At 61.6% G+C, this 16,998-nt stretch carries 14 protein-coding genes; 7 read left to right on the top strand and 7 right to left on the bottom strand.

The genetic code is table 11. From position 1 onward, the window contains the following. A partial coding sequence (locus VJR29_07000) for an NADH-ubiquinone oxidoreductase-F iron-sulfur binding region domain-containing protein (protein HKY63149.1) occupies positions 1 to 494 on the top strand: 494 nt, incomplete at its 5' end. Continuing rightward, positions 478 to 1,365 carry a YihY/virulence factor BrkB family protein gene (locus tag VJR29_06995; protein HKY63148.1) on the top strand — a complete coding sequence of 296 codons (888 nt, stop codon included), beginning with the start codon at positions 478 to 480 and terminating at the stop codon, positions 1,363 to 1,365. The genes VJR29_07000 and VJR29_06995, both read left to right, overlap by 17 nt. Positions 1,366 to 1,474: 109 nt before the next feature. Here VJR29_06995 and VJR29_06990 read toward each other — a convergent pair whose 3' ends face one another. The 4 genes from VJR29_06990 to gltB all read right to left on the bottom strand — a co-directional run bounded on the left by VJR29_06990 (position 1,475) and on the right by gltB (position 8,236). Continuing rightward, positions 1,475 to 1,813, bottom strand: a complete 339-nt coding sequence (locus VJR29_06990) for a toxin-antitoxin system HicB family antitoxin (protein ID HKY63147.1) — start codon at positions 1,811 to 1,813, stop codon at positions 1,475 to 1,477. Further along, entirely contained in the window at positions 1,794 to 2,006 is a 213-nt protein-coding gene (locus VJR29_06985) for a type II toxin-antitoxin system HicA family toxin (protein HKY63146.1), read from the bottom strand. Before VJR29_06985 ends, VJR29_06990 begins: the two co-directional genes overlap by 20 nt. 205 nt (positions 2,007 to 2,211) lie before the next feature. Beyond that, positions 2,212 to 3,666: a glutamate synthase subunit beta gene (locus tag VJR29_06980; GenBank protein ID HKY63145.1), complete on the bottom strand. Its 1,455-nt coding sequence runs from the start codon at positions 3,664 to 3,666 to the stop codon at positions 2,212 to 2,214. After that, positions 3,659 to 8,236, bottom strand: coding sequence for a glutamate synthase large subunit (gene gltB, locus VJR29_06975; GenBank protein ID HKY63144.1), 4,578 nt, complete (start codon positions 8,234 to 8,236; stop codon positions 3,659 to 3,661). Before gltB ends, VJR29_06980 begins: the two co-directional genes overlap by 8 nt. A gap of 219 nt (positions 8,237 to 8,455) precedes the next feature. Between gltB and VJR29_06970 the strand changes: the two genes are divergently transcribed. From VJR29_06970 to VJR29_06950, 5 genes are all read left to right on the top strand, one after another. Further along, a complete protein-coding gene (locus tag VJR29_06970; protein HKY63143.1) occupies positions 8,456 to 9,163 on the top strand; it encodes a potassium channel family protein in 708 nt (235 codons plus the stop codon). A gap of 43 nt (positions 9,164 to 9,206) precedes the next feature. Then, positions 9,207 to 11,030: an ABC-F family ATP-binding cassette domain-containing protein gene (locus VJR29_06965; protein ID HKY63142.1), complete on the top strand. Its 1,824-nt coding sequence runs from the start codon at positions 9,207 to 9,209 to the stop codon at positions 11,028 to 11,030. Between the two features lie 117 nt (positions 11,031 to 11,147). Then, complete coding sequence (locus VJR29_06960; GenBank protein ID HKY63141.1) at positions 11,148 to 11,555, top strand: PaaI family thioesterase; 408 nt, start codon at positions 11,148 to 11,150, stop codon at positions 11,553 to 11,555. A 199-nt stretch (positions 11,556 to 11,754) separates the two neighbouring features. Continuing rightward, positions 11,755 to 13,248, top strand: a complete 1,494-nt coding sequence (locus VJR29_06955; protein ID HKY63140.1) for a sialidase family protein — start codon at positions 11,755 to 11,757, stop codon at positions 13,246 to 13,248. 35 nt (positions 13,249 to 13,283) lie between these two features. After that, a complete protein-coding gene (locus tag VJR29_06950; protein ID HKY63139.1) occupies positions 13,284 to 14,147 on the top strand; it encodes an MBL fold metallo-hydrolase in 864 nt (287 codons plus the stop codon). Here VJR29_06950 and VJR29_06945 read toward each other — a convergent pair. From VJR29_06945 to VJR29_06935, 3 genes are all read right to left on the bottom strand, one after another. Further along, on the bottom strand, positions 14,144 to 15,229 hold the full coding sequence (locus VJR29_06945) for a hypothetical protein (GenBank protein ID HKY63138.1): 1,086 nt from the start codon (positions 15,227 to 15,229) through the stop codon (positions 14,144 to 14,146). The two genes, VJR29_06950 and VJR29_06945, sit on opposite strands and share 4 nt — an antisense overlap. Positions 15,230 to 15,568: 339 nt before the next feature. Beyond that, positions 15,569 to 16,306, bottom strand: a complete 738-nt coding sequence (locus VJR29_06940) for a hypothetical protein (protein ID HKY63137.1) — start codon at positions 16,304 to 16,306, stop codon at positions 15,569 to 15,571. Between the two features lie 33 nt (positions 16,307 to 16,339). Next, on the bottom strand, positions 16,340 to 16,998 hold a 659-nt coding region (locus VJR29_06935), incomplete at its 5' end, for a hypothetical protein (GenBank protein HKY63136.1).

Raw genomic sequence — 16,998 nt, 5'->3', positions numbered from 1 at the left:
CGCTGCGGGCGATCGGCTCCAACTTGGGCTCGGCCGGCTTCATCGCCCTGGGCGAGCGCGCCCCGATGCGGGCCGTGACCGAAGCGCTCAGCCGCTTCCTCTACGTCGAGTCCTGCAACCAGTGCTCGGCCTGCAAGGCCGGGCTGCGCCAAGCCTGGCGCGAGCTGGGCGAGGATCCGGCCAAGGAGCTCGACGACCACGATTGCGAGGAGCTGCTCGCCGGCGCCGAGCACGCGCCGCAAGGCAACCGCTGCTATTTGCCGGTTCAAGGCGCCCTCTTGATCCCTAGCCTCCTCCATCGTTACGGCCCCGAGATCCGAAAGCCGGCCGAAGCCGAATGGACTCTGCCCAAGATGCTGGACTACGATGAGAAGGCTCGTCGCTTCGTCTATGACGATCGTCAGAAACTCAAGCGGCCGGATTGGACTTATGCCGAGCCGGTCGGCGCCGCGACGTTTCAGGAGGGGAGTTCGGCCCATGGGGAGCTTGCTTAAGAGAACCGCCTTTCGTTGGATGGAGATCAATCCCTTCGGCCGGGCCGCGGCTTTGGCCTACATCACCCTATTTTCGATGGCGCCGACTCTGCTCATCGTGATGGCGGTGGCCGGCTGGGCCTTCGACGAAGCGGCGGTCAAAGGCCATCTCTTCGGCGAGCTGCGAGGCTTCGTCGGCGACGAGGCCGCCAAAACTCTCCAAACCATCGTCGAGAACGCGGCCTTCAGCGGCAAGGGAACCTCCGCCACCCTATGGGGCGTCGCCTTAGTCGTCGTCGGCGCCACCGGAACCCTGACCTACCTGAAATCGACCTTGAACGACCTCTGGTGTGTCAAGGCCAAGCCGGTGATCGGCCAGGTGAAGGACTTTTTCCTCAACCGCCTGCTTTCGATCGGCATGCTCATCGCCCTCGGCTTCCTGATGCTGGTCTCGCTGGCAATCAGCGCAGCTCTCAATGCCTTCGGCAAGGGTCTGGCTTGGTACCTGGCGATCCCGGAGTGGTTCCTGCCGGTGGCCAACGCGGTCTGGTCGATCCTCTTCATCGCCTTGGTCTTCGCCCTGATCTTCAAGGTCTTGCCCGACGTTCACTTGAAGTGGGTCGACGTCTGGATCGGCGCCCTCTTCACTTCGACGCTATTCACCGGCGGCAAGGCCCTGATCGCGATCTACCTCGGCCAGAGCAGCGTCACCTCGGTCTACGGCGCCGCCGGCTCGCTGGTGATCCTGATGCTCTGGGTTTATTACTCGGCACTGATCCTGCTGCTGGGCGCGGCCTTTACCAAGGCCTACGCCGACCATCGTCAGGTCCATGTCGAGCCGACCGCCCAGGCCGTCCCGGTCCACGTCAAGAAAGTCTTGGTGGCTGATTAATGTAAAATTCGCTTCACTGGGATTTTAAGCAGGGCCTTGGGCAGGTCGCGAAAATCTTGGCTTTGATAAGGATGAGTTTAACCGGCTGTCGAAGCGACGGAGTTCTTGATCAGAGTTTGGCTTCCAGTCGTCGCTGGATGAATCGATTGATGCTTTCGCCTTCCCGCATCGCGCGGATCGAGATTTTTTTATGCAGATCTCCGGGAATCCGTAAGAGAATCTTTCCGGAATACTTTTGATTGGCCGTAGCGTCGGGGAGAGGCTTTCCCTCTTTTTCCAGCAATCGAATGGCTTCCTCGCAAACTTGGACCAGCTCTTGAAAAACCTTTGTCTCGTTTTTTCCGTGCACCCCGCCTAGAATGAGGCCAGGCGCGGTGCCTACATAGCAACCGTCCTCCTTCGACCATTCCACTACCTTAAGGTAAGGATCACTTTTTTTCCGGCGCATTTTGAATCTCCTTCTTCGCCAAGCGAAGAGCCTTTTCTTGATATCGCTTAGCGTCATCGCCTTCCTTGCCCGAAATCGTCGCGGGATACGGGCAATCGGGGTGGAAAAAATTCCGATGACTGCCTTTGCCTCCTCTATCCGTAAAGCCCCATGACTTCAGGTCGCGGATCAATTCACGAATCTTTCTTGGCATGTTGGATGCTATCATAATGATAGCATTAGTCAATGCGCGATGGTGCAGAAGGCCGCGATGGACGGATAAAGCGCCGATGGCAATGGCTTGGATTTAAGTGCAGCCGGTTTGAAACCAGGGCCTATACGGTTAAAACCGTAAAATTTATTAAAAAATTTAAGGTTATAACCTATTTTATTTAAAATATATTAATGATTTTGGTGAATTAGGGCAGCTCGGAGTGCCCCATCAGGAACTGGTCGACGCCACGGGCGCATTTGCGGCCCTCGGCGATGGCCCAGACGATGAGCGATTGGCCGCGGCGCTGGTCGCCGGCGGCGAAGACACCCGAAACCGAGCTCATGTAGTTTTCGTCGGTGGCGACGTTGTCGCGGGCGTCGAGCTTGACGCCGAGCTGCTCGATCATGCCGGGCTTCTCGGAGCCGGTGAAGCCCATCGCCAGGAAGAGCAAGTCGCATTCGATCTCGAACTCGCTGCCCGGGACTTCCTTCATCTGAGGCGGGCCGCCATTGGCCGAAGGAACCCACTCCAGCTTGACGGCGTGCAATTTCTTCAACAGGCCGTTCTCGCCCGAGAGCTTCTTGGTCAGGATGCAGTAATCGCGAACGTCCTGGCCGCCGTAGATTTCCAGCGCCTCCTGGTGAGCCGGCGAGGTCCGGAAGATCACCGGCCACTGCGGCCAAGGATTGTTCGGCGCGCGCTCGATCGGCGGACGCGGCAGCAATTCGAATTGATGGATCGAGGCCGCGCCTTGGCGCACCGCCGTACCCAGGCAGTCGGCGCCGGTGTCGCCGCCGCCGAGGATGACGACTTTTTTGCCGGTGGCCAAGACTTGCCCCGGTACCTTGTCGCCGGCGTTGACCTTGTTCTCCTGGGTCAAGTAATCGACCGCCAAATAAACGCCCTTCAGCTCCCGGCCCGGCACGTTGAGATCGCGGGCTTGGCTGGCGCCGCCGGCCAAAACGACCGCGTCGAAATTCTTGCGCAGCTCCTCGACCGGAACGTTCTGGCCGATGTGGGCCTTGGTCTTGAAGACCACGCCCTCTTCTTCCATTTGCTTGAGGCGAAGCTCGATCCGGCGCTTCTCCATTTTGAAGTCGGGAATGCCGTAGCGGAGCAAGCCGCCGATCCGGTCGCTGCGCTCGAAGACCGTCACCTCATGGCCGGCCCGCCGCAGTTGCTGGGCGCAGGCCAAACCGGCCGGGCCGGAGCCGACGATGGCGACCTTCTTGCCGCTCAATTTCTTGGGCGGCTCGGGCTTGACCCAACCCTCTTCCAGCGCCCGCTCGATGATATTGAGCTCGATGTACTTGATCGTCACCGGCTTGTCGTTGATGCCGAGGACGCAGGAGCCTTCGCAAGGCGCCGGGCAGAGCGTGCCGGTGAACTCCGGAAAATTGTTGGTGGCATGGAGCCGGACGATGGCCTCGGCCCATTGGTCTTTGTAGACCAAGTCGTTCCAGTCGGGGATCAGGTTGCCCAGCGGGCAGCCCTGGTGACAGAAAGGAATCCCGCAGTCCATGCAGCGGGCGCCCTGGATCCGCAGGCGCTCTTCCGGGAACTCCTTGTAGATCTCGCGGTAGTCCTTGACCCGCTCTTCGATCGGCCGCTCGGGATAGTGGTCCCGGTGGTATTCCATGAATCCGGTGACCTTACCCATAAAGCGCGACCTCCAGCGAGATGTTCTCTTCCTGCATTCGGCGTCGGGCCTCGGTCAGCACGCGCTTGTAGTCCTTCGGCATCACCTTGACGAAGGAATCGATGGCCTTGTCCAAGTCCTTCAAGATGGCGGCGGCAACGCTGCTCTCGGTGTACTCCAGGTGGTTCTCGAGCAGCTCCTCGAGCTGAGCGACGTCCTCGTCTTCATGAAGCGTCTCGAGCTCGACCATCTCCAAATTGCAATTCGATTTGAATTCGTTCTTGGGGTCGTAGACGTAAGCGACGCCGCCGCTCATTCCGGCCGCGAAGTTGCGGCCGGTCTTGCCCAGCACCACCACCACGCCGCCGGTCATGTACTCGCAGCCATGGTCGCCGACGCCCTCGACGACGGTGCGAACGCCGCTGTTGCGGACGCAAAAGCGCTCGCCGGCCACCCCGCGGAAATAAGCCTCGCCGCCGGTCGCACCGTAGAGCACGACGTTGCCGATGAGGATGTTCTCCTCGGGCACGAAGGTCGACTTCTTGGGCGGATGGACGATGAGCTTGCCGCCGGAAAGGCCCTTGCCGACGTAGTCGTTGGCGTCGCCTTCCAGGAAAAGCGTCATGCCCGGCGGCACGAAGGCGCCGAAGCTCTGGCCGGCCGAACCCTGGAAGCGCAGCGTGATGGTGTCCTCGGGCAGGCCCTTGGCACCGTAACGCCGGGAGAGGTCGCTGCCGATAATCGTGCCGGTGGTCCGGTTGCGGTTGGTGATCGGGTGCTCGACCACGATCTTCTCGCCGGTCTCCAGCGCTTCCTGCAAGCGCGGCAGCAGCTGGTAGTCGAGGACGCTGGCCAAGCCATGATCCTGGTCCTGGGTCCGCCGGATCCCGCCGATGCCCTCGGGCTTGGCGAAGATCGGCGAGAAATCGAGACCCTTGGCCTTCCAGTGGGCGATGGCCCGGTTGAAATCGAGCAAGTCGGAGCGCCCGATCATGTCGTCGAGCTTGCGGAAGCCGAGCTCGGCCATGATCTCGCGCAGCTCCTCGGCCACGAAGAAGAAATAATTGACCACGTGCTCGGGCTGGCCGGTGAACTTCTTGCGCAGCTCCGGATCCTGGGTCGCGACGCCGACCGGACAGGTGTTGAGGTGGCAGACCCGCATCATGATGCAGCCCATCGCCACCAGCGGCGCGGTCGCGAAGCCGAATTCCTCGCCGCCGAGCAGGGCGCCGATCGCGACGTCGCGGCCGGTCTTCATCTGGCCGTCGACCTCGACGACGATCCGGTCGCGGAGCCCGTTCATCACCAGCACCTGTTGAGTCTCGGCCAAGCCGAGCTCCCAGGGAATGCCGGCGTGCTTGATCGAGGTCTGGGGCGAAGCGCCGGTGCCGCCGTCATGGCCCGAGATGAGCACGACGTCGGACTTGGCCTTGGCCACGCCGGCCGCGACCGTCCCGACTCCGACCTCGGCCACCAGCTTGACGCTGATCCGGGCCTTGGGGTTGGAGTTCTTCAGGTCGAAGATGAGCTGAGCCAGATCCTCGATCGAGTAAATGTCGTGGTGCGGCGGCGGCGAAATCAAGCCGACGCCCGGAGTCGAGAAGCGGACCTTGGCGATCCAAGGATAGACCTTGTGGCCGGGCAATTGGCCGCCCTCGCCGGGCTTGGCGCCCTGGGCGATCTTGATTTGGATCTCCTCGGCGTTGACCAAGTACTCGCTGGTGACGCCGAAGCGGCCCGACGCGACTTGCTTGATCTTGCTGTTCTTCGAATCGCCGTTGGCCAGCGGCACGAAGCGCTCGCGGTCTTCGCCGCCCTCGCCGGTGTTGGACTTGCCGCCGATCCGGTTCATCGCGATCGCGAGGGTCTCGTGGGCTTCGCGGCTGATCGAGCCATAGCTCATCGCGCCGGTCTTGAAGCGCTTGACGATCTCCTTGGCCGGCTCGACTTCCTCGAGCGGGATCGATTTCCCTTTCTTGAGCTCGAAGAGGCCGCGCAGAGTGCAGAGGTTCTTGCTCTGCTCGTTCACCGACTTGGAGAAATCCTTGTAGTCCTTGAAGGAGTTGCCGCGCACCGAGGCCTGGAGCTTGGCCACCGTCTCGGGATTGAAAAGGTGGTACTCGCCGTCCCGCCGCCATTGGTATTGGCCGCCGACGTCGAGAGCCAAAGCCGCGCTGACCCGCTCGGGGAAAGCCCGGCGGTGGCGCTCCAAGGTTTCGCGGCAGATCTCTTCCAAGCCGATGCCTTGGATCCGCGAGGCGGTGTGGGTGAAATACTTATCGATCACCGCCTTGTTGAGGCCGATCGCCTCGAAGATCTGGGCGCCGCGGTAGCTCTGAATCGTCGAGATGCCCATCTTGGACATCACCTTGACGATGCCCTTCTTGACCGCCTTGAGATATTTCAGCTCGACCTTGCGGTGGTCGGTGTCGAGGAGGACGCCGCCCCGGATCAGGTCGTCGAGGGTCTCGAAGGCCAGATAGGGGTTGATCGCGCCGGCGCCGTAGCCGACGAGCAAGGCGAAGTGATGGACCTCGCGGGGCTCGCCCGACTCCAGGACCAAGCCGACCTTGGTGCGGGTTCCTTCGCGGACCAAGTGGTGGTGCACGCCGGCGGTGGCCAGCAAGCTGGGAATCGGCGCCTGCTTCTCGTCGACGCCGCGGTCCGAGAGGATCAGGATGTTGCAGCCGGCGGCGATGGCCGCGCTGGCCTGCCGGCAGATGCCTTCGATCGCCTTCTCCATCCCGGCGGCGCCTTCGGCGACCGGGAAGAGGATCGAGATCGTCTTCGACTGGAAGCCTTGATACGGCTGGCCTTCGAGCTGCTTGAGCTTGGCCAGCTCGTCGTTGTCGATGATCGGATTGCGCAGCTTGATCTGATGGCAGCTCTCGGGCTTGGGATCGAGCAGGTTGCGCTCCGGCCCGATGGTCGTGTCGACCGAGGTGACGATCTCCTCGCGGATCGCGTCGAGCGGCGGATTGGTCACCTGGGCGAAAAGCTGCTGGAAATAATTGAAGAGGTTCTGGGGCTTGTCCGAGAGCACCGCCAAAGGCGTGTCGGTGCCCATCGAGCCGATGGCCTCCTCGCCGTTCATCGCCATCGGGCGCATCAGCAAGCCGACGTCCTCGTTGCTGTAGCCGAACATCACCTGGCGCCGGGTCACGGTGGCGTGGTCGGGCTCGGGCAGCTCGGCCGAGGCCGGCAAATTCTCGAGGTCGACCAGGTTGTCCTTCAGCCAAGTCCCGTAAGGCTGGGCCGAAGCCAGCTGATGCTTGAGCTCGGCGTCGTCGATGATCCGGCCCTGGCCGATGTCGACCAGGAACATCTTGCCGGGCTGGAGCCGGCCCTTCAGCAGAACCTTCTCCGGCGGCACGTCGATGACGCCCACTTCCGAGGCCATGATGACCAAATCGTCCTTGGTCACGTAGTAGCGGCTGGGCCGCAGGCCGTTGCGGTCGAGGACCGCGCCGATCATCCGGCCGTCGGTGAAGGCGATCGAGGCCGGGCCGTCCCAGGGCTCCATCAGGCAGGAATGGTACTGATAGAAATCCTTCTTCTCCTGGCTCATCGTCTCGTGGCCGCTCCAGGCCTCCGGGATCATCATCATCACGGCGTGGGGCAGCGAGTAGCCGCCCATCGTCAGCATCTCGACGGCATTGTCGAAGGCGGCCGAGTCGGAGCCGAACTCCCGGATCACCGGCAGGATCTTCTTCAGCTCCTTGCCGAAGAGCGGCGAGGCGAAGAGGGCTTCGCGGGCCCGCATCCAATTGATGTTGCCGCGGACGGTGTTGATCTCGCCGTTGTGGGCGATGAAGCGGAAGGGATGGGCCAGCTCCCAGTTCGGGAAGGTATTGGTCGAGAAGCGCGAGTGGACCAAGCCGATCGCCGTCTTCATTTCCGGATCGGAGAGATCGGGATAGAAAGGGTTGAGCTGCTCGGTCGTCAGCATCCCCTTATAGAGGAGGGTCCGGCTGGACAGCGAGGGAATGTAGACGTCGGGCCAATTCTTCATCCGCGAGAAGCGGATCGCGTTCTCGAAGCACTTGCGGATGATGAAGAGGCGGCGCTCGAAGGCCTCGTCGGCCGGGCCGGGAAGGTTGGCGCCCTTCCCGCCCAAGCCGATGGCGAAATGCAAAATTTCGGGCATGGCGTCGCGGGCGGTCTTGCCGAGCATCGAGGGATCGATCGGGACCGGCCGCCAGCCCAGGAATTTTTGGCCTTCCTCGGCCACCAGGTGTTCGAGAATCTGCTTGGCCTTGTCGGCCTGGGCCTTGTCGGCCGGCAGAAAGAGAGTCCCGACGCCGTAGTCCCCTTCCTTGGGCAGCTCGATGCCGAGCTTGGCGAACTCCTTCCGCAAGAAAGAATCGGGAACTTGGATCAAGATGCCGGCGCCGTCGCCGGTGTTGACCTCGCAGCCGCAAGCGCCGCGATGGATGAGATGGTTGAGGGTGAGCAAAGCCTGCTCGACGATGTCGTGAGACTTCTTGCCCTTCATATGAACGATGAAGCCGACGCCGCAGGAATCGTGCTCAAAGCGCGAGTCGTAAAGGCCTTTTTCCTGCATCTGGCGACGGATTTGGTTCCGATCCATAAATCCCTCAAATTCTGTACGAATCCCGAAAAAAGCCAAATGGGTAGGCTCTATGCCACGGTTTTTTTGGGGATTTCAAGAAGGTATTTCTCAAAAAAACCGAGGAAATCCCAGGCCATTTTCTGTACGGAGTTTTCGGCGCGGCGCGGCAAAGGGTGTGCGAAAAAGCGCGGGAGTTTCCTTGGATAAGGCCTTGATATATGGCATCTTTCGGGTCTCTTGAACCCGACAATCGCCAAAATTTGGGATCGGCTCTTCCGCTACCGCTTCGTTTTTCTGTTCCTAACCCTTTTGGTTCCCTACGTCCTGCACCCCATGATGCAGACCGAGTTCCAGTCCATCCTCTCGCTGGACATCACCTTTTCCTTGGTCCTCTTCATGGGGGTTTTCGCCCTGAGCGACCGCCATCATTTGGCTTTGACCGCCTTGGCCATGGTCCTCCTCTCCCAGCTGCTCACCTGGAGCAGCCGGGCGATTTCGGGCCACTGGCTCATCGTCACCGGGATGATCCTGACGATGGTTTATCTGATTTACACGGTCAGCATCCTGTTCCGGCACGTCGTGAAAAGCCGGGCCCCGACTTTTCACACCATCTTCGCCTCGCTCTGCATCTATTTATTGACCGCCTACATCTGGGCCTTCGCTTATTCGCTGCTCGAGGACACCGTGCCGGGCTCCTTCCATTTCAATCCCGACCTCTTCGCGCTGGTGCCCAAGGGCAAGCATATCTACTCCCACCTTTATTATTTTTTCTATTTCAGCCTCACCACCCAGACGACCCTCGGCTTCGGCGACATCCTGCCGGCCTCGCCCTGGAGCCGGATGATGACCTCGATGGAGGCGGTCTTGGGCCAGCTCTACTTGGTCGTGATGGTGACCTATCTCATCGGCCTGCATATCACCGAGAAGGCGAGAGCCAGCAAGTAAGGCTCTTCCTTTCGGGCCCGAGTTCCGCTAGAAGGCCCCCGCGATGTTAACTCTGCGAAACCTTGAAAAATCCTACGGCCGCCGCCAGCTCTTCCAAAAGGTCAACCTCCAGATGAACGCCGGCGAGCGGTTGGGGCTGGTCGGCCGCAACGGCAGCGGCAAGAGCACCATTCTTCGGCTGATCTTGGGCGAAGAAGAGCCCGACGACGGCGAGATCCAGATGCCGCGGGGCTACCGGATCGGGCACTTGGCCCAGCATCTGAAGTTCACCGAATACAATATCCTCGACGAGGCCTGCTTGGGCTTGCGCGAAGGCCAGGAGCACGAGCGCTACAAAGCCGAGCGCATCCTCTTCGGCCTGGGCTTCAGCAAGGACGACATGTGGCGGCACCCCGACGAGTTTTCGGGCGGCTTTCAGATCCGCTTGAACCTGGCCAAGGTCCTGGTGTCGGAGCCCAACCTCCTGCTGCTCGACGAGCCGACCAACTATCTCGACATCGTCTCGATCCGCTGGATCACCCGTTTCCTCACCGAATGGGAAGGCGAGATGATCCTGATCTCCCACGACCGCGACTTCATGGACTCGGTGGTGACTCACGTGGCGGCTATCCATCGGGGCGGGCTGCGCCGGATGCCCGGCGACACCGAGAAGCTTTACGCCCAGATCCTGCAGGACGAGGAAATTCACGAGAAGACCCGGCTCAACCAGCAGAAGAAGCTCGACAAGGAGCTGGCCTACATCGATCGCTTCCGGGCCAAGGCCAGCAAGGCTTCCTCGGTCCAATCGCGGATCAAGCGGCTGGCCAAGCAGCCGGCGCTGGAGAAGCTGGCCCATTTGGACGAGCTCGACTTTTTTTTCCGCGAGGCTCCCTTCGCTGCCGACCGGATGATGGAGACGCGAGCCGCGGATTTTCACTACGATCCGGCCCAACCCCTCATCGCCGGCCTGAATCTCAAAATCTCGGCCGGTGAGCGGGTCGCGGTGATCGGAAAGAACGGCCGCGGCAAATCGACCCTGCTCAAGCTCTTGGCCGGCGAAGTCGAGCCGCTGAACGGCGAGGTCTACCGCCATCCCGAGCTCAAGATCGGCTACTTCGGCCAGACCAACATTCAGCGACTGCAGGAGGATTTGACCATCGAGCAGGAGGTCGCCTCGGCCAACGTGGCCCTGGGCTTGACCCAAGTCCGGGGGCTTTGCGGCACCATGCTCTTCTCCGGCGACTTGGCCGAGAAGAAGATCTCGGTTCTCTCGGGCGGCGAAAAAAGCCGGGTCCTGCTGGCCAAGATCCTGGCCCAGCCTTCCAACTTCCTTTTGCTCGACGAGCCGACCAACCACCTCGACATGGAATCGATCGAGGCCTTGATCGAGAGCATGGAGGAATTCACCGGCGCGGTCGTGATCGTCACCCACAGCGAGCGGATCCTGAAAGAGCTGCCGACCAAGCTGGTGGTTTTCCAACACGGCGGCGTCGAGGTTTTCGACGGCGGCTACGAGGAGTTCCTCGACCGTGTCGGCTGGGAAGAAGAAGCCAGCTCCAAGCCCAAGAAGGCGCCGAGCGAGGCCTTGGGCGGCAAGAGCAAAAAGGAGCAGCGCAAGCAGCGCTCCGAGCTGCAAACCGAGCGCGCCAGGATCCTGGGCCCGCTGAAGAAAGAAATCGAAGCTCTGGAATCCCAGATCAGCGGCTGGGAATACGAAATCGCGGCCGGCCAGGAAGAGCTGGCCCGAGCTTCGCAAGAAACGAGCGGTGGCCGGGTCGCGGCAGCCGGGAAGAAAATCAAGGATTTGGAGAAGGCCATCGAAGAGGCTTTCGAAAAATTGGCTGCAATCCAACAGCGCCACGACGAAGAAGAGAAGCGCCTGACGTAGGGGCGACCCTTGCGGTCGTCCCGGGCACGGCCTTTGCCACCGCCGCGGACTGGGCGACCGCAAGGGTCGCCCCTACAAGCCCTTGCCACTCAAATTCGCACGTTGTATCTGCCCTCCATGTCCAAGCTCGACGCCCTCGTCCAGAAAGTCTTCTCGCACCCCGACAACTTCGGCAAGCTGATCGGCTATGACCTCGAATCCTTCACCGACACCTCGGTTCGAACCTCGCTGTCCATCGCCGATCGCCACTTGAGCCCGGCCGGCGTCACCCACGGCGGCGTCATCTCGGCCTTCGTCGATTTCTCGATGGGCGCCGCGCTCTTCACCCAGCTCAAGAGCGGCGAGCGGACTTCGACCATCGAATTCAAGATCAACTACTTGAGTCCGGTGAAGCTGGGCGAGAAGATCCACTGCGACGCCAAGGTGAAATTCAAAGGCAAATCCCACGCCGTCCTGGAATGTCACGTCTTCCGGGAGGAAGGGAAGGACGTCGCTTTCGCGGTGGGAACTTACAATATTTACTAGTCCAGCCCATTCCTTAACCGATGGGGGTTGAAGGGGGAGAATGGAATTCGCCCCCTGAGCTTTAGCTCGCCCGAACTTGCTTCGGGCGAGCGAATAGCCGGGAAGGACGTCGCTTTCGCGGTCGGAACTTACAATATTTATTGATTGCTCCTGCCCCGCCTCGCTTTGCATAATTCCCCCTAATCGAAAGGGGGGACCTATGCGAAAACTCCTGTTAGCCTTGATCAGCGGATCTTTTTTGGCTTTCCAAGTCATGTCCTGCGGCGGCGACAACGACAATAACGTCGTCGCCCTCGAAATCTCGCCCGAGGGGCCGACCATCGTCCGCCGCGATGCCACCCTCCAGTTCAGCGCCAACGTTCCGGTCAGCTGGACCGTCGAGGGCGGCGACTCCCGCGGCACGATCGACGCCAACGGGCTTTACACCCCGCCGGCGACGCTCCCGGTCGACGACGCCGCGGTATCGGTGGTGGCGACGACCGAAGACGGCCAATCGGCTGAATCCTTCGTCGAGCTTCGGGCCGCCGACGTTCTGAGCTTTAGCCCCGCGCTTCCGATCAATCAAACACCCATTCCCTTCGCGGCCGTGCTGACCACCATCATCCTCGGTCCCTTGAGCGATCGGATCGCCGTCGCTCCCCAAGCGGTGCAGGTCGACTCGGTCTGGGGAAACGACGATTCCGGCGCCATCACTCTATTCGGCCAAAGCGACGATTTCGCCGCTTTCTCGCCGGAACAGCCGATCACCGAGGCCGCCGAGGAATTGTCCCCGGTCGGCATCGACAAGGATCTCCAAGGCAATCCGATGCTCATGCTGGTTTCGGGGACGCCGAATAATCGGATCCAGTTCATGGCCAGCGACGACGGTGGGGCCACCTTCAATGAGCCGGTCCCGGTCTCCACCCCCAATCCGACCAACCCCCAGGTTGGCGGAAATTTTCGGCAGGATGAGGAGGGCATCCTGCACTTAGTGTTCAGCGAAACCGACACAAGCGTCCTCGACGGTCCGACCAACGTCTTCTATACCAACAGCAACGACGGCGGAGGCACCTGGTCGCCGGCCATTCCCTTGAGCGACGCCATCGACGACTCGGTCGAGATCGGCTTCGCCTTCATGGGCGTCAGCGGCAACGGCCAAAACATCGTCGGCTGCTGGAACGAGGATGAAAATATCGCCTATTCCCACAGCTCCGACGGGGGAGCCAATTTCAGCGCCCCCCAGAGCCTGACCTCGGCCGATGAGAACGAGCTTTGCCGGGTGGCGGTCGGACCCCAGGGCGAGTTTTACATCACCTACACGGCGATCGTCGGCCCCGACCAGGCCAATATCGTGGTCCGCAAGAGCACTGACGGCGGCCAGACTTTCGGCGGCCCGGTCAATGCCAATGGCGCGGCGCCGGTGGTGGGCGAGGCGATCGCCATGATCTCGGTCGATGATCTGGGCCGGATCGACGTCGTCTGGATCTCCGATCTCGAAGGCGATGGCCAAGGCGGCGACATCGTCCATGCCCGCAGCCTCGACGGCGGGACGGCCTTCAGCGAAGCCGTCACCGTCTTCGACGCCACTACCGCCGACGAGATTGGCTTCCCCAACGGCCTTCGGCACGACCGGGCCGGCCGGCTTTATCTCCAATATTTCGACGTCTTTGAGTCGCCGGCCGATTCCAATCTCTTCTTGGTCCACGGCGAATAGCGCCACCGGGGCTTTCCTGCTAGGATGAAAGCCTCATGGCCAATGGCAACTTAGCTGTCGCCGAAAATGTCCCGGGAGACTTCTTCGTCGACTCCACCTGCATCGACTGCGACACCTGCCGGCAGCTCGCGCCCGAGACCTTCGGCGAAGCGCCGGACTACTCCTTCGTCCGCCGCCAACCGACCGATGACCAAGAGCGCCGCCGGGCCCTCCAAGCCCTGCTGGCCTGCCCGACCAGCTCGATCGGCGCCCGCCAGAGCAATGCCCGCGAGGTTTTGTCGGACTTCCCCCTACCAATCGAGGACGAGGTCTATTACTGCGGCTTCAACTCCGAGTCTTCTTTCGGCGCCAACAGCTATTTGGTAAAACATCCCGCGGGCAATTGGCTGATCGACTCGCCGCGCTTCCTGCCGGTCTTGGTGAAGCGCTTCGAAGCGGCCGGCGGCGTTGGCCGGATCTTCCTCACCCACCGCGACGACGTCGCCGATTCCGACAAGTACGCCCAACGCTTCGGCGCCGAGCGGATCATCCATGAGCGCGACGCTTCGGCGGTGAAGGACGCCGAGCGCAAGATCGGCGGCGACGAGGCCGTTCCCTTCGGCTCCGACTTCCTCCTCATCCCCACTCCCGGCCATACCCGCGGTCACGCGGTGCTGCTCTACAAGAACCGCTATCTCTTCACCGGCGATCATCTGGCTTACAGCCGCCGCCGCCAAAGCCTCACCGCCTTCCGTCGGGCCTGCTGGTATTCCTGGGAGGAGCAGATCCGCTCGATGGAGAAGCTGCTCGATTACGATTTCGAATGGATCCTGACCGGCCATGGCGAGCGGATCCATTTGCCGCTTCCGGAAATGAAGCGGCAGCTGAGGGAATTGATCGGCTGGATGAAGCGGGCTTAGCGCGGCGGCGGATTGAACTCCACCGTCCGTTGGAGATAGGTCTGCAGCCCGATGAAGCCCATGTGCACGCCGTAACCGTCGCCGTAGGCCCCGCGATAACCTACGGTGAATTCCATCCAATCCAAGGGACGATAGCCGAAGGTCAGCTCGGTGTTGGTTTCGGAGAGACCGACCGGCGGCGACAGGGTCAGGTTGGGTGAATCGGCCCGGCTGAGCAGGAAGAGAGCTCCGCGGACTCGAAAGCTCCCGGGATGGAAGTCGGCCAAGAAGGTCGCGACATTGCGGTCGGCGACGGTCTCGAAGTCGCGGCCCCGCGACCAGGCGTGTTGGTGGCTGAAGCCGAAACCGCCGGAGAAGATGCCGTATTCGAGGAAGGCGCCGCCGCCGGCGCCGAAGGTGTTGCCGTGATCGAGGATGTCGGTCCGAGCCGGATCGGGCGGATTGCCCCGCAGGACCAGATAAGAGGTCAGGCCCAAGACCGGCGCGTTGGCGCCGGAGGTCAAGGCCAGGCGAAGGCCACCTTGGGTGATCCCCATCACCGTCCCGTCGCCGCCCCACATCACCGCCGCCGCGGCGGTCGCCTCGCGGACGGTGCTGGTCTCCGACTCGTATTCGTAGCGAAACTCGCCGTTGAGCCAACCGAGCGGAATCCAAGTTTTGGCGTATTCGGCGCCCGGCGCGTAGCCGTAGTTGGTGAAGAAGTTATCGAAATGGGTCTGCTCGTAATAGTGCGGCCCGATCCGAAGCTGGATGCCGTTGGCGAAACGCCAACCGGTGCTGAAGCTGCGGACGCCGAGATGATAGCGGCTGGGCGTGGTCGGCGTTCCGCCGATGCTGTTGACCAAGAGGAAAGGCGATTGCGGCGTCAGGGCATGGGAGCCGTGCTGCTCGTAGTAGTCGAGCTCGGCCGGCGACTCGACCTCATTGTAGAAGCCGGTCTCGACGTTGAGCTCCAGGAACCAACCGCCGACGTTGAGCCGGGCTCCCGGATTCAGGCGGAAGCCGCCGGGCCAGCCGGTCGGCGTCGAGGGAAAAGGTAGGATACCTAAGCTATTGAATTGAAAGTCAAAACCGTCTCCCATGGAGCCCTAACCAATGATGAAAATAAATTTCAAAAATATGTGGCGGCGGATTTTATGGGAGATTTCTCGATTTTATTGATTTTTAGTTGCTCAAATAAATGAAAATATGTGGCTTGGGCAATTTATTGAAAATTAGTTTCAATTATAGGTCATCCTGAGGAGCGGAGCGACGAAGGATCTGCGACCTGCCAAGGCGCTTTGAAAGCCGGGGCCCCTTCGTTTTTACGAAGGCAGTCCGAGCCATGAATTGATTCGGTGGTCGCAGATCCTTCCCCCCAATCTCAACGAACCTCGCGGCGTTCGACTGGGGCCCCCGCTCAGGATGACCGGTGCAAAGCCTCAGTGCGAATGAGAATGCCCCTCGGTGCTGCCGAGGAGAAAAGCCCCGCTTAGATTGGCCGCGATTTGCTCGGCGAGCTCCGAGTTCTCGGCCGCCGAGATCGTCACGAGGGTGTCGCCTTGGCAGAGTGCGCCAAGATCGACCCCGGCAAAGACGGCATTGGGATCGACCTCGACCAAAATCTCGGCCTCCTCCCCGCCGTGGACTTCGATGGCCTGCCCTGCGGGATCGACGTCGATCGTCTCCCCGTCGGCGGCCAGCGCCACTTGCAAGGTGCAGGCGTCGCCGCCGTTCGCCGCCGCGGCTTCCAAGAATACCGAAAGACCCGCCAAGCTGGGCGGCAAGCCTTCCGCATTCTTCAGGCCGCGGGCCCGGAGGAAGCGCTGGGCTTGGCCGGCCTCGGCCAAGCCTAAAGTCAGGGCGACCCCATCATATTCGCCGGCCGGGACTTCCTCGATCTCGACCACGTCGACCACTTCCTCGTCGAAGAAGTCGGCGCCGAAGGGGGCTTGGGCTTCGATCTCGCCCAACCGAATCGCCGAAAATGCCAAGGCAAAGTGGCCGAAAGTCAGGCGATAGCCGTCGTTAGTCAGGTAGATCTCGCCCTCTTCTAAGCCTTGCAATTGGAGTGAAAGCCCAGCCGCCCCATTTTCCTCTTCGGGGCTATTGCCAGGACCGGAAGCGCAGCCGCCCAGGATTAGGGCCAGCAGTAAAATCAAGTTTGAAATCTTCTTCATGTTCTCTCCTTGTTTGAAAATGAAATCGAAAACTCAACGCAACACCAGGCAGTCCGAAACCGGGGTGTCGGCCGGAAGTCCCTCCAGGGCCACGGTCGCCGGCGTCACGATCGCGTCATGGGCTTGATGATGGTGGAGGACGACGCCGTCCACTTCATGATCATGGCCGGCCGCCTCGCGGAAAGCGCCGCGCCGCAGGATGCAGCCGGCTCGCCCCTCGGCGAAGCCTTGGCGGAGGGGCGCTTGCGGGCTGTTCAAGGCCGAGCGATAGAGCGTGTAAGCCTCCATCAAGTCCATCAAATCGCCGAGCTGGTCGAACTCGCAGGGCCGGCCCGAATAGAGATAAGTTTGGAGGCCCTCCAGCGCCGCGAACCGCTCGCGCAAAACCGGATCGCGAGCCGCCGCGCCGAAATCGCTCCCTTCGTTCAAGCTGGGAAAAAACCCGAAGAGCGAAGGCCCGGCTCTTTCCTCGGAAAGAACGACGCTCCCGCCTTCGATCCGGCAAGCGCCGCCGCGAAGCAATTCATGGAGACGGCAAAGCTCGGCCCGCGGATCCTGGATCGCGAAGCGCTCGGGACGAGGCGCATCGCCGCGACAGCGGCCGGGCGCCGGATTGGGGTTGAAGGCCGGAGCAGGCCGAGACAGCGGCACTTGTAAGGGCAACGGCCGCGTCGGACCAGACTCGGCGGCCG

The sequence above is a fragment of the bacterium genome, assembly GCA_035281585.1.
GTDB lineage: Bacteria > UBA10199 > UBA10199 > DSSB01 > DSSB01 > DATEDP01.
This window is presented reverse-complemented; position numbering and strand designations above follow the sequence as displayed.

Excerpts from the sequence above, each read along its gene's own strand:
- VJR29_06995 (HKY63148.1), top strand. The coding sequence starts at position 478 with ATGGGGAGCTTGCTTAAGAGAACCGCCTTTCGTTGGATGGAGATCAAT.
- VJR29_06990 (HKY63147.1), bottom strand. The coding sequence starts at position 1,813 with ATGCGCCGGAAAAAAAGTGATCCTTACCTTAAGGTAGTGGAATGGTCG.
- VJR29_06985 (HKY63146.1), bottom strand. The coding sequence starts at position 2,006 with ATGCCAAGAAAGATTCGTGAATTGATCCGCGACCTGAAGTCATGGGGC.
- VJR29_06980 (HKY63145.1), bottom strand. The coding sequence starts at position 3,666 with ATGGGTAAGGTCACCGGATTCATGGAATACCACCGGGACCACTATCCC.
- gltB (HKY63144.1), bottom strand. The coding sequence starts at position 8,236 with ATGGATCGGAACCAAATCCGTCGCCAGATGCAGGAAAAAGGCCTTTAC.
- VJR29_06965 (HKY63142.1), top strand. The coding sequence starts at position 9,207 with ATGTTAACTCTGCGAAACCTTGAAAAATCCTACGGCCGCCGCCAGCTC.
- VJR29_06960 (HKY63141.1), top strand. The coding sequence starts at position 11,148 with ATGTCCAAGCTCGACGCCCTCGTCCAGAAAGTCTTCTCGCACCCCGAC.
- VJR29_06955 (HKY63140.1), top strand. The coding sequence starts at position 11,755 with ATGCGAAAACTCCTGTTAGCCTTGATCAGCGGATCTTTTTTGGCTTTC.
- VJR29_06950 (HKY63139.1), top strand. The coding sequence starts at position 13,284 with ATGGCCAATGGCAACTTAGCTGTCGCCGAAAATGTCCCGGGAGACTTC.
- VJR29_06945 (HKY63138.1), bottom strand. The coding sequence starts at position 15,229 with ATGGGAGACGGTTTTGACTTTCAATTCAATAGCTTAGGTATCCTACCT.
- VJR29_06940 (HKY63137.1), bottom strand. The coding sequence starts at position 16,306 with ATGAAGAAGATTTCAAACTTGATTTTACTGCTGGCCCTAATCCTGGGC.